This window comes from Aeromonas sp. SE22, assembly GCF_038739755.1.
Classification (GTDB): domain Bacteria; phylum Pseudomonadota; class Gammaproteobacteria; order Enterobacterales; family Aeromonadaceae; genus Aeromonas; species Aeromonas jandaei.
On record NZ_JBCGFD010000002.1, the window covers coordinates 182367 to 194072 of the forward strand.

Sequence of the window (11706 nt, forward strand, 5' to 3'; positions counted from 1 at the left end):
GCCTTTTTTGCGCCCGTTTTCCGGTGCATTCGGCCCGAAAAATCACAAGGAAGAGAGAGATGCAGCAGCCATTGGAACAGGCCGTCGCCGAGACCATCTTGCAACGGTTCGAGTCGTTTTACAGCCGGTTTCTCGAGATCACCCGCGGCAGCAAGAGCCGCTTCGAGAACAGTGACTGGCTGGGAGTGCAGCTGGCGGGGCGCGAGCGCATTCGCCTCTACGACCACCATGTGGGGGCCACCGCCAGCTCCATCCGCCAGATGATGGGAGAGCACCACGCCACTCAGGAGCTGCTCAAGCGGGTCAAGGGGGCCTTCAGCGATCTGCTGCCCAAGTGCGAGAACTTCGAGGTGGCGGAGTCCTTCTTCAACTCCGTCTATCGCCGCATCTTTCGCCATCGCAATATCCGCGACGAGAACCTCTATATCCACCCCTTCGTCAGCCGCGGCGACAAGCCCGATCTCGGCGCATTGCTGCGCATCTATCGCACCGATCTGGCCCATCTGCCGCAGACCCTGAGCCAGCTTTTGGGGGATTACAGTTTCACCCTCCCCTATGAGGACAAGCAGCGGGATATTGTCGACATCCACCGCCATCTTGCCGAGAATGGCCCGCAAATCCTTCATGATGAGCCGTTTGCCATCGAGCTATTGAAAGAGGTGTTCTACCGCAACAAGGGGGCCTATCTGGTGGGGCTTATTCGGGTAAAGGATCAGGTGTTCCCCTTTATCCTGCCTCTGCTCAGCACCGGCCAGAGCATCTATGTGGATACCGTCATCTTCGAGCCGGATCTCGCCTCCATCGTCTTTGGCTTCGCCCGCGCCTACTTTATGGTCTATGCCCGCGAACCGGCGCTGTTTGTCGCCTTTCTGCGCCAGATCATGCCCCACAAGCCCGATTACGAGATCTACAACGCCATCGGCTGCCAGAAGCACGGCAAGACCGAGCTCTATCGCCACTACCGCCACCATCTGGCCCAGAGTCGGGATCAGTTCATCATCGCGCCGGGCATCAAGGGGATGGTGATGAGCGTGTTTACCCTCCCCTCCTACGACGTGGTGTTCAAGGTGATCAAGGACGAGTTCACCCCGCCCAAGGAGGTGAGCCACGAGCAGGTCAAAGAGAAGTACCGGCTGGTCAAACAGCACGATCGGGTGGGCCGCATGGCCGATACCCAGGAGTTCACCAACTTCGAGTTTCCACTGGATCGCATCTCACCGGAGCTCCTTGCCGAGCTCAAAACGGTGGCGCCGTCGGCCCTCACCATCACCGACGACAAGCTGGTGATCAAGCACCTCTACACCGAGCGCAAGATGATCCCGCTCAACCTCTATCTGGACAAGGCGGACGAGCAGCAGACCCGGCTAGCGCTGGAGGAGTACGGCAACGCCATCAAGCAGCTGGCGGCGGCCAACATCTTCCCGGGGGACATGCTGTTCAAGAACTTCGGCGTCACCCGCCACGGCCGGGTGGTCTTCTACGACTACGACGAGATCTGCTACATGACGGAGTGCAACTTCCGCCAGATCCCGCCGCCGCGCTACCCCGAGGATGAGTGGAGCGCCGAGCCCTGGTATTCGGTGGCCCCCAACGACATCTTCCCCGAGGAGTTCGCCACCTTCCTGCTGCAAAAAAAGCCGCAGGTGCGGGAGATCATGCTGCAGCTGCACAAGGAGATGTTCGACGCCAACTACTGGAAGATGCTGCAGAGCAATATCAAGGTGGGGGTGTTCGAGGATGTCTATCCCTACCGGCGCAAGAAGCGCTTCAAATACCAGCGCGGCGGCTGATCCCGCAGCGCCCGCGCACATCGCAGCAACGAAAACGGGGTGGCCCAAGCCACCCCGTTTTGCTATCCGCTTTGCGCCTTAACTGCCGCGACGGCGGATCACCCCCTCCTGCATGGTGCTCGCCACCAGCACACCATCGCGGGTGAAGAACTGACCGCGTACCAGACCGCGACCACTGCTGGCGCTCGGGCTGTCTACCACGTAGAGCAGCCAGTCGTCGAAGCGGAAATCCCGGTGGAACCACATGGAGTGATCGATGGTGGCCACCTGCATATCCGGCTCCCAGTACGACACCCCGTGCGGCTGCAGCGAGGTGAGCAGGAAGTTGAAGTCGGAGGCGTAGGCCAGCAGGTATTTGTGCACCCGCAGATCGTCCGGCATCTGGCCATTGGCCTTGAACCAGACGTGACGCACCGGATCCTGCACCGTCGGCCGAATAGGGTCGACCAGGGTCACCGGGCGCATCTCGATGGGCTGCTCGCAGAGGATCTTGTCCCGCAGGGAGGCCGGGATCAGGTTCTCGTAGGGGCGCACCAGCTCCAGCTCGCTCTTGAGCTCCTCCGGCGGAGTGATGCCGGTGGGCATCTGCGCCTGATGCTCGAAGCCATCGGCCGGCACCTGAAACGAGGCGTTGAGATAGAAGATGGGCTTGCCGCCCTGAATCGCCTTGACCCGGCGGGTGGAGACGGTCTGGCCGTCACGGATATTCTCCACGTCATAGACGATGGGACGGGTCACATCCCCCGGACGCAGGAAGTAGGAGTGAAAACTGTGAACCTGACGGCCGGTCTCGACCGTCTGCTTGGCGGCTGACAAGGCCTGCCCCATTACCTGTCCGCCAAACACGGCCCGCAGACCGAGATCCTGGCTCTGGCCCCGAAACAGGCCCTCCTCGATTTTTTCCAGCGCCAGCAACGCCAGCAGCCCATCAAGTACCTTGCTCATTGTTCACTCCTCTGTCAGAGCCGCACAGGCTAACAAGCTCACCGGAGCAGAGCAACCGCCACGCGTCCGTTCATGTCGCCCAACAACCGCAGAAACAGTGCGCTTCGAATCTGTTTTTTCCCCGGTGAAACCGTTAATCTGAAAAAGTCGATAGAGGCGAGGTCACCAGCCATGCACGTTCGTTATCCACTCACCCTCTCTGTCGCTCACCCCTCTTTTTTTCGCCTGCGCCATCCGCTGCTTGCCCCTCTCCTTGCGCTCTCGCTGCTCCCTGCCAGCGCGGTGCAGAGCGCGGTGATCATCACCGGCGAACTGCCCCCCTACTCCTCTGCGGAGCTGGCCAACGGCGGCGAGCTGGCAAGCAAGGTGCTCACCATTCTCAAAGAGGCTGGCCACCCGGATCTGCAGATCTCCTATCAGCCCTGGCCACGCGGACTTAAAAACATCGAGCTGGGCAACGCCATCGCGGCATTCCCCTTTACCTGGACCAACGAGCGCAGCAACAGCCTGCTGTTCAGCACCCCCATCGCCTTCGATATCCAGTCCTGGTACACCACGCCCGACAAGAAGGGGTTGGAATCCCCGTCCTGGCAGCAAAAAACCGCCTGCGTGCCCAAGGGGTGGTTCTCCGACGCCATCGAGCGGGTCATCAACGATCAGGGGCTGATCGTCAGAACCACCAACCGCCTCAACCAGTGCGTCGAGCTGCTGAAAAAGGGCAAAGTCGATCTGGTGCCCATCAACGACACCTCGAAAAAGAACCTCTCGGAGGAGGACAGCGCCGCCCTCTACCGCCTCTCGCTGTTTCGCCAGAACGTCACCTTCTATCTGGTCACCTCTCGCAACGAAGAGGGGGAGAAGTTTATCCACGACTTCAACGACAAATGGAACGCTCAGGCCTACTGACCCGACTGCCCCTCCGGCTCGCAGAGACCGCAACAACTTCCTCCCCTTGGCCCAAGAACACAGCCTGGCCGCATCAGCACCATAAATACCGCAGGATCGGAAGCAGTTGCCACCCCGCTATTTGGTGACTCACTCTGCAACCACTTATGGGATTATTTCACTGGTGATACAGCGAGCCTGTAACTCGTTACATGGATGCAAAAATCATCGAATTGGACGGGATCTGCCTGGATGACCTGCTTGCCACCATGGCTGGCCGACAACACCAAACCGCGGCTCGACTTTTTCTCTGCGAAAGATACAATCCATGCACTGGAGATGGCATTCCTCCACATGCATACGCACACAAACCGCCGTTGTGGCTAATGATGCCTACGTTTCAGTCCAGGTCAGGGCTGCGTAGCATATGCACCACTGTCCTGGAGTCTCTGCACTAAAGGACGATTTATATGCTTAATTCGATTCTTGCCATCAGCGTTGGCGCCTCGTGCGGTGCCATATTTCGCTGGCTACTGGGCACATCCCTGAACGCTATCTTTCCTACCCTCCCGCTGGGCACTCTCGTGGCAAACTTGCTGGGAGGCTACCTGATCGGGATCGCTATCGCTTTCTTTTCCGCAAACCCCAATCTCCCCCCTGAATGGCGGCTGCTGGTGATCACCGGTTTTCTCGGCGGGTTAACGACCTTTTCAACATTCTCTGCTGAAGTCACTTCATTACTGCAGGCCGGTCGATTGGCTTGGGCAGGGGGGGCGATTTGTGTCCATGTACTGGGTTCGCTGGCTATGACTCTTGCCGGCATGTGGTCAATGTCAATGCTGCAACGGATGTGACAGGAGTATCTATGCAAGGCTATCAATTAACATTTTACACTCGCCAGGATCGCTCAATCGAGGGTCAACCATTGGCACAATGGCTGGTCGAGCAGGCTAAAGAGCTCGGTATTCAGGGTGCCACCCTGTTGGCTGCCAATGAAGGACTTGGGCATGACCGGCGTCTGCACTCGGCTCACTTTTTCGAACTGTCAGACCAGCCATTGGAAGTGACGTTTTCAGTCACTGACAACGAGGTAAACCTCATATTCGACCTGCTAAATAAGCACAACACGAGTGTGTTTTATACCTTGATGCCCATAGAGTTCGGGATGTCTGGCGATCGCTAATCTGGTAATCAAATCGCTATATCGCCTCTTGTCTGGCATAAGAGGCGATATAGCTTTAGCACACGACTTTACTCTTTCACTGCCTGTTCCTGCGCTACAGCAACCTAGGCGCCAACCATCCGATGGTTGCGTTAGATAAAAAAAGCCCGCTCCAGTTGGTGCGGGCTTTTTGGCAAGATTGCACACCTATTCGGCGTGCGTCACGGACAAACGGCGCTTATTTGCTGCCGGTGCCGGAGTTGCGGGTAGAGGCTTGCGGCTTGCGACGGGCGGTGGTGGCGCGAGCACGGGGCTCCTTGCCTTGCAGCTCCTTGTGGCGCTTGACGGCGCGACGGATCTGGGCAGCCTGCTTGTGGCGGCTGCTCTTGCCATCCTGCTGCAGATCAACCTTGGATTCGGTCTCCGGCGGCAGGTTGACCAGACCGCGCAGGTAGTTCACTTCCGGCAGTTTCAGCTCTTGCCAGCCGCCGCGCGGGATAGCACGATCCAGCTTGACGTCGCCGTAGCGGATCCGCATCAGGCGGCTCACCTGCACTTCCTGGGATTCCCACAGTCGGCGCACTTCACGGTTGCGACCTTCGGTCAGGGTGACGTTGAACCACTGGTTCAGACCCTCGCCGCCAGCCGGCTTGATCTTGTTGAACTTGGCCATGCCGTCTTCCAGCTGCACGCCCTTGCGCAGGCGCTGCAGCATGGCTTCGGTGATCTCGCCAAACACGCGCACCGCGTATTCACGCTCCACTTCGTGGCTCGGGTGCATCAGGCGGTTGGCCAGCTCACCGTCGGTGGTGAACAGCAGCAGACCTGAGGTGTTGACGTCGAGGCGACCGACCGCAATCCAGCGGGCCCCTTCCATCTTGGGCAGGCGATCAAACACGGTAGGACGACCTTCCGGATCGTGACGGGTACACATCTCCCCTTCCGGCTTGTGGTAAGCCAGCACGCGGCAGATCACTTCCTCTGCGGCACGGGTCTTGACCTGGTGACCATCCACCCGGATCACGGCGTTCACTTCGACGCGATCCCCCAGCGTGGCGACCTTGCCATCCACACTGACCCGACCTGCGGTGATCAGGGCCTCCATCTCACGACGGGAGCCGTGACCCGCGCGGGCCAACACTTTTTGCAGTTTTTCACTCATCGGGGTTACCTGATTGTTGATCGCTGCCCGTAAACATGGCGGACAACGGGGGTTGCAGCTCGGGATCCAGCTCGGGGAGCTGCTCCAGACTCTGCAGATTAAAGTAATCCAGAAATGCTCTGGTGGTGGCGAGCAGCTCGGGGCGACCCGCCACCTCTTTGTGGCCTATGCTGCGCACCCAGCCACGATCTTTCAAGGTATTCACTATCTGGCTCGAGACCGCGACCCCGCGGATCGCTTCGATCTCGGCCCGGGTGATGGGTTGACGATAGGCGATCAGCGTCAGCGTCTCCATCACGGCGCGCGAGTAGCGGGGCGCCCGCTCGCTCCAGAGCCGCGAAAGCTCTTCGGCATAATCCTGACGAGCCTGAAAGCGCCAGCCGGAGGCGACTTCCTTGAGCTCGACGCCCCGCTCGCTGTAATCCTGTTTGAGCTCCGCCAGCAGCAGTTGCACGTAGCGGGTGGTGACCGGATAGTCGGCCAGCACGCTGCCTTTGAGCTCGCTGACGTTGAGCGGACGCCCGGCGACAAAGAGGGCCGCCTCGATCAGCGTCTTTAATCGTTCAGCTGGCAGCGCCATTGGGCGTTCCTCGCAAAAGCCATCTCAATGGGCAAGACCACGCTCCCCCTCCTCGTTCTGGCTGGCCAGGGCAAAATGGATCGGACCCAGAGGCTCGGCCTGCAAAATCCAGATCAGCTGCTCCTTGCACAGCTCCAGCAGCGCCAGAAAGGTCACCAGCACGCCCATGCGCCCCTCTTCGGCACGCAGCACCTGCTCAAGACGCAGAGTCTGGCCCAGCGAGAGCATGGCGAGGATCTCCGCCATGCGCACCCGGGTCGGGATCTGTTCGCGGCGGATCTGGTGATGCTCAAAATGAGTCGCGCGTTTTACCACACTTTGCATGTAAAGGGCGAGCTCAACCAGCGAAACATCGGGCGCCAGCGGCTTGAGATCGCCAAAATCGGGCGGCAGGGCGGCCGCGATAAAGATCTCCCGCTCCACCCGCGGCAGCTCGCTGACCCGCTCCGCCCCCACCTTGTAGCGCTCGTACTCCTGCAGGCGGCGAATAAGGGTGACACGGGGATCTTCCCCCTCCTCTTCGTCCTCCAGCTCGGGCGCCTTGGGAAGCAGCAGGCGGGATTTGATCTCGGCCAGCCAGGCCGCCATCAGCAGATATTCGGCCGCCAGCTCCAGATTGAGCCCCTGCATCAGCTCCACGTACTCCATGTACTGGGCGGTGATCTGCAGGATCGGCAGGTTGAGGATATCGAGCTGCTGACGCCGGATGAGGTAGAGCAGCAGATCGAGCGGCCCCTCGAAGGTATCGAGGAACACCTCCAGCGCATCGGGCGGGATGAACAAGTCCTGGGGCAGCTCGTGGTAGGGCTGCCCCAGGACTTTCGCGATGGGAGGTGTGACGCCCGCGCCGTTATCGCCGGTGCTGGTCGTCACAGGATCTGCGGTATCACTCAAACGGGGTCGGGTCTCCGGCACCGCGACGGCGCACTACCGGGTCATCGTCGGAGAAGTCCACGACAGTAGTGGGCTGCTCGCCCAGATAACCACCGTTGACCACCAGATCGATCTGCTTGCCCAGCTTGTCGTAGATCTCCTCCGGGTCGAACTCCGCCATCTCGGAATCCGGCAGGATCAGCGAGGTGGAGAGCAGCGGCTCGCCGAGGGCTTCCAGCAGCGCCTGGGCAATCCTGTTGTCCGGCACCCGGATCCCGATGCTCTTCTTCTTCTCGTTCATCAGGCGGCGCGGCACCTCTTTGGTCGCCTTGAAGATGAAGGTGTAGGCACCCGGGGTGTTGTTCTTGATCAGGCGAAACGCGCCGTTGTCCACCTTGGCGTAGGTGGCGATCTCGGAAAGATCGCGGCACACCAGGGTGAAATCGTGGTTCGCGTCGAGACGACGGATGCGGCAGATGCGCTCCAGCGCCCCCTTGTCACCCATGTGGCAGCCCAGCGCATAGCCTGAGTCGGTCGGATAGACGATAACGCCGCCGTTCTGGATGATCTGCACCGCCTGGCTGATCAGACGCGCCTGCGGGTTTTCCGGATGTACGTAAAAGTGCTGACTCATACCTTGTTCTCGCAATGGGGGCAGCAACATCTGCCCGCTTGATGGCCATGGAGCCGGGCTCCACGGCACTCACTTACAATTTTGCTTTAAAATTCGTCTCTTGCCGCCGGTCAGCAGCTGGCCACCAGAGCCGCATGCTCTTCCTGACTCAGCCCGAAGTGATCGGGAGAGACCAGCCAGAGCGGCGTCCCCTCTTTGGGTAGCCAGAGGTGGCGACCCAGCTCGGTCCAGTTAGAGGGGAAGTGAAAATCGGACCCCACCGAAATGGCCAGACCATATTCGTTCGCCCACTGGCCCAGATTGGCCCGCTCCTGCGGGCTCTGCTGGGGCAGCGAGACCTCCATGGCATCGCCGCCTGCCGCCTTGAAGGCCACCAGCAAGCGCTTGATCCACTTGGCGGTGAGATCATAACGGCTGGGATGGGCCAACACCGCCAGCCCGCCCGCGGCGTGAATCGCAGTGATCGCGTCGCCCATCTCGGGCCACTGGGCAGGAGCATACCCCTTGTTGCCCCGGCTCAGGTACTTCTTGAATACCTTTTGCATGTTGTCGGCCACCCCGCGCGCCACCAGCACCCGGGCAAAGTGGGCCCGGGTCACGGCGGCATCACCGGCCAGCGCTTTGGCCTCTTCATAGGTGCCGGGGATGAGGCACTTCTCCAGACGGCGCCCGATCTCCTGCGCGCGCTCTTCACGGCGAGCCTGCTGGCCAGTTAAAAAGTCGGTCAGCTGCGGATTTTTTTCATCCACCCCGAGCGCCACGATATGGATCTCGTGATGCTCCCAGCCGGTGGAGATCTCGACCCCGTTCACCAGTCGCAGCGGCAGCTGCTCGGCGGCGATGGTGCTGCGAGCCTCATCAAGGCCGGCAAGGGTATCGTGGTCAGTGATCGCTAACACCTCGACCTCTTTCTCGGCGGCGCGGCGCACCAGTTCGGCGGGACGCAGCACGCCATCCGAAGCGGTAGTATGACAGTGAAGATCGAATCTCATCGGGTTATTCCGCTCTCGTGGTCAGGTCACCATTCATGAAAAATCGGTGAAAGAAGGCTAAAAAGCGACTTGACTTGGCCGCGGCTTTATCGTTTTCTGTAGGCACTTCATTGCAAACATCTTTTTACAGGACTTTATCATGCAAACGACTTCCATCCTGACCATTTGGTGGTGGCACACTCCCTGACATGCGGGCGTGTGGTCGTTGCTGTACCTGTAAACTGACAGCAAATTAAGAACCCAAAGAAAAAGCCCGCTGACCCCAGCGGGCTTTTTTATTATCCGGCAAATGGAGCTGTGATGAAACCGAGAATTCAGACAAGCGTAATGACCAGGCGATGGCGCCCCTGCTGAAACCGCCAGAACCCACCTCATTTTCAAGGCACTTTTTCAAGGTATTAGACGTCATGAACATCGGTAACACGCATCACACGCAAGGGAACGCACTATGACAGCCACGCACCGCCTTCCTCTGGGTGAATTCGATACCCTCAAACTCAACGCCCCCTATGTGGCCGATCCGCTGGCACTCTACAGCGAGTTTTGCCAGCAGCGTCCCAACACCCTGCTGCTGGAATCGGTCGAGATCGACTCCAAGGCAGGCAAACAGAGCCTGCTGCTGGTCGATGCCTGCCTGCGCATCGAGTGCCGCGGCCGCACCGTGCGGGTGCGCAGCCTGAACGACAACGGCGCCCAGTTGCAGAGCCTGCTGACCGAGCGCCTGCCCGCCGCCGTTATCCAGAGCCTGGTGGCCGGCGAGCTGCAGCTCGACTTCCCGGCCTCCGATCGGGAGCAGGACGAAGACAGCCGCCTCAAGGGGATCAGCGTGCTGGACGTGCTGCGCACCCTGCAACGGGAGCTTGATTGCCAGCTCGGTAAAGAGGCGCTGTTTATGGCGGGCAGTTTCGCCTACGACCTCATCGCCTCTTTTGAAGATCTGCCCGAAGTACCGGAGGGGAGCAACGACTGCCCCGACTACTGCTTCTACGTGGCCGAAACCCTGATCACCATCGACCATATCGAGCGCACCACCCAGCTGATTGCCTGCATCTTTGGCGGCGACAGCGACGAGAGCCGGGTTGAGGACAGATACCACCGCCTGAGCGAGCGTCTCGCCCGGTTCAAGCAAGCCTGCCAGCAGGCACCGCAACAGGAACCGGCAACCCCGGCCCTCACCGGCGGCATCAGCGTGGACAAGAGCGACAAGCAGTTCTGCGCCGAGGTGGAGAAGCTCAAGGGCTTTATCCGCCGCGGCGACATCTTCCAGGTGGTGCCGTCCCGCTGCTTCTCCCTGCCCTGCCCCAGCCCCATCGCCGCCTATCGCCGCCTCAAACAGACCAACCCCAGCCCCTACATGTTCTACGTGCAGGATGAGGGCTTCACCCTGTTTGGCGCCTCCCCCGAGAGCGCAGTGAAGTTCTGCGCCACCAGCCGCGACGTGGAGATGTATCCCATCGCCGGTACCCGCCGCCGCGGCTTCAACCCCGATGGCAGCATCAACCGCGATCTCGACGGCCGTATCGAGCTGGAACTGCGTCAGGACGAGAAAGAGGTGGCCGAGCACCTGATGCTGGTAGATCTGGGCCGCAACGACATCGCCCGCATCTCGGAGCCGGGCACCCGCTACGTCAAGGAGCTGCTGAAAGTGGATCGCTACAGCCACGTGATGCATCTGGTCTCCAAGGTGGTCGGTACCTTGCGCTCCGACCTTGACGCCCTGCACGCCTATCAGGCCTGCATGAACATGGGCACCCTCACCGGCGCCCCCAAAATTCGCGCCAGCGAACTTATTCGCATGGTGGAAGGCAAGCGCCGCGGCAGCTACGGCGGCGCGGTCGGCTACATCAACGGCGCTGGCGAAATGGATACCTGCATCGTCATCCGCTCGGCGTTTGTCAAAGATGGCGTGGCCCACGTACAGGCCGGTGCCGGGGTGGTCTATGACTCCAAGCCGCAAGCCGAAGCGGACGAAACCCGCGCCAAGGCGGCCGCCGTGCTGGCCGCCATCGCCGCCAGCCATGGCACCTCCCTGCAAGCCCTGAGCGCCCAGCAGGAGCAACATAAGGACGTGAGCCATGACTAACATCTTCCTGCTCGACAACTTCGACTCCTTTACCTACAACCTCGTCGACCAGTTCCGCTCCCTCGGTTATCCGGTGCGGATCTACCGCAACAGCCTGCCGGCGAGCCGCATCATGAGCGAGATCGCCGCCTGCGAAGGGGACGCCGTGCTGGTGCTCTCGCCGGGCCCGGGCGCCCCCCATGAGGCGGGTTGCCTCATCGACCTCATCAAGCTGGCCCGCGGTCAGGTGCCCATCCTCGGCATCTGCCTCGGTCATCAGGCCCTGTGCGAAGCCTACGGCGGCACCGTCGGTGCGGCGGGCGAGATCGTCCACGGCAAGCGCTCGCTGATTGAGCACAACGGCCACGGTGCCTTCGCCGGTCTGCCGAGCCCGCTGCCGGTAGCCCGCTACCACTCGCTGGTCGCTACCTATGTACCGGAAGAGCTGACGGTGATTGCCCACTATCAGGGCATGCCCATGGCCATCGAGCAGCAGGATGAGCGGGTGCTGGGTTTCCAGTTCCACCCGGAATCCATCATGACCTCGGAAGGGGCCCGCCTGCTGACTCAGGCGCTCGCCCATATCACCCGTCCAGAAAGCAGCGTGCGGTAAGGTAAGGA

At 60.6% G+C, this 11706-nt stretch carries 12 protein-coding genes and 1 riboswitch; of the genes, 6 read left to right on the forward strand and 6 right to left on the reverse strand.

What is annotated here, in order from left to right; all coding sequences use genetic code 11:
• The first annotated feature begins 59 nt into the window (after positions 1 to 59).
• Complete coding sequence (gene aceK / locus AAHA39_RS04690; RefSeq protein WP_320657131.1) at positions 60 to 1790, forward strand: bifunctional isocitrate dehydrogenase kinase/phosphatase; 1731 nt, start codon at positions 60 to 62, stop codon at positions 1788 to 1790.
• A 78-nt stretch (positions 1791 to 1868) separates the two neighbouring features.
• Here aceK and tesB read toward each other — a convergent pair whose 3' ends face one another.
• Positions 1869 to 2735: an acyl-CoA thioesterase II gene (gene tesB, locus AAHA39_RS04695; protein WP_042032451.1), complete on the reverse strand. Its 867-nt coding sequence runs from the start codon at positions 2733 to 2735 to the stop codon at positions 1869 to 1871.
• Positions 2736 to 2906: 171 nt separating this feature from the next.
• Here tesB and AAHA39_RS04700 point away from each other — a divergent pair, with 171 nt between their 5' ends.
• The 3 genes from AAHA39_RS04700 to AAHA39_RS04710 all read left to right on the forward strand — a co-directional run bounded on the left by AAHA39_RS04700 (position 2907) and on the right by AAHA39_RS04710 (position 4803).
• Positions 2907 to 3641 carry a substrate-binding periplasmic protein gene (locus AAHA39_RS04700; protein WP_182927538.1) on the forward strand — a complete coding sequence of 245 codons (735 nt, stop codon included), beginning with the start codon at positions 2907 to 2909 and terminating at the stop codon, positions 3639 to 3641.
• A 305-nt stretch (positions 3642 to 3946) separates the two neighbouring features.
• A riboswitch (Fluoride riboswitch) is annotated at positions 3947 to 4023 on the forward strand.
• 67 nt (positions 4024 to 4090) lie between these two features.
• Entirely contained in the window at positions 4091 to 4474 is a 384-nt protein-coding gene (gene crcB / locus AAHA39_RS04705) for a fluoride efflux transporter CrcB (protein WP_182927537.1), read from the forward strand.
• An 11-nt stretch (positions 4475 to 4485) separates the two neighbouring features.
• Complete coding sequence (locus tag AAHA39_RS04710) at positions 4486 to 4803, forward strand: DUF190 domain-containing protein (protein ID WP_182927536.1); 318 nt, start codon at positions 4486 to 4488, stop codon at positions 4801 to 4803.
• Positions 4804 to 5020: 217 nt separating this feature from the next.
• On the opposite strand, the gene rluB is transcribed toward AAHA39_RS04710, so the two are convergent.
• The 5 genes from rluB to rnm form a co-directional block, all read right to left on the reverse strand.
• Positions 5021 to 5944 carry a 23S rRNA pseudouridine(2605) synthase RluB gene (rluB, locus tag AAHA39_RS04715; RefSeq protein ID WP_042032448.1) on the reverse strand — a complete coding sequence of 308 codons (924 nt, stop codon included), beginning with the start codon at positions 5942 to 5944 and terminating at the stop codon, positions 5021 to 5023.
• On the reverse strand, positions 5937 to 6524 hold the full coding sequence (gene scpB, locus AAHA39_RS04720; protein WP_033113297.1) for an SMC-Scp complex subunit ScpB: 588 nt from the start codon (positions 6522 to 6524) through the stop codon (positions 5937 to 5939). Before scpB ends, rluB begins: the two co-directional genes overlap by 8 nt.
• Before the next feature lie 24 nt (positions 6525 to 6548).
• The gene (locus tag AAHA39_RS04725; RefSeq protein ID WP_182927535.1) at positions 6549 to 7418 is read right to left on the reverse strand and encodes a segregation/condensation protein A; all 870 of its coding nucleotides are present in this window, start codon (positions 7416 to 7418) and stop codon (positions 6549 to 6551) included.
• Positions 7411 to 8031: an L-threonylcarbamoyladenylate synthase gene (locus tag AAHA39_RS04730; RefSeq protein WP_043851425.1), complete on the reverse strand. Its 621-nt coding sequence runs from the start codon at positions 8029 to 8031 to the stop codon at positions 7411 to 7413. The genes AAHA39_RS04725 and AAHA39_RS04730 overlap by 8 nt, the downstream gene beginning before the upstream one ends.
• 110 nt (positions 8032 to 8141) lie before the next feature.
• Positions 8142 to 9023 (reverse strand): RNase RNM, encoded by an 882-nt coding sequence (gene rnm / locus AAHA39_RS04735; protein ID WP_182927534.1) that lies wholly within the window; start codon positions 9021 to 9023, stop codon positions 8142 to 8144.
• Positions 9024 to 9471: 448 nt separating this feature from the next.
• Here rnm and AAHA39_RS04740 point away from each other — a divergent pair, with 448 nt between their 5' ends.
• Both AAHA39_RS04740 and AAHA39_RS04745 read left to right on the forward strand, forming a co-directional pair.
• Entirely contained in the window at positions 9472 to 11106 is a 1635-nt protein-coding gene (locus AAHA39_RS04740; protein ID WP_182927533.1) for an anthranilate synthase component 1, read from the forward strand.
• Positions 11099 to 11698, forward strand: coding sequence for an aminodeoxychorismate/anthranilate synthase component II (locus AAHA39_RS04745; protein WP_005359135.1), 600 nt, complete (start codon positions 11099 to 11101; stop codon positions 11696 to 11698). The genes AAHA39_RS04740 and AAHA39_RS04745 overlap by 8 nt, the downstream gene beginning before the upstream one ends.
• Positions 11699 to 11706 lie beyond the last annotated feature (8 nt).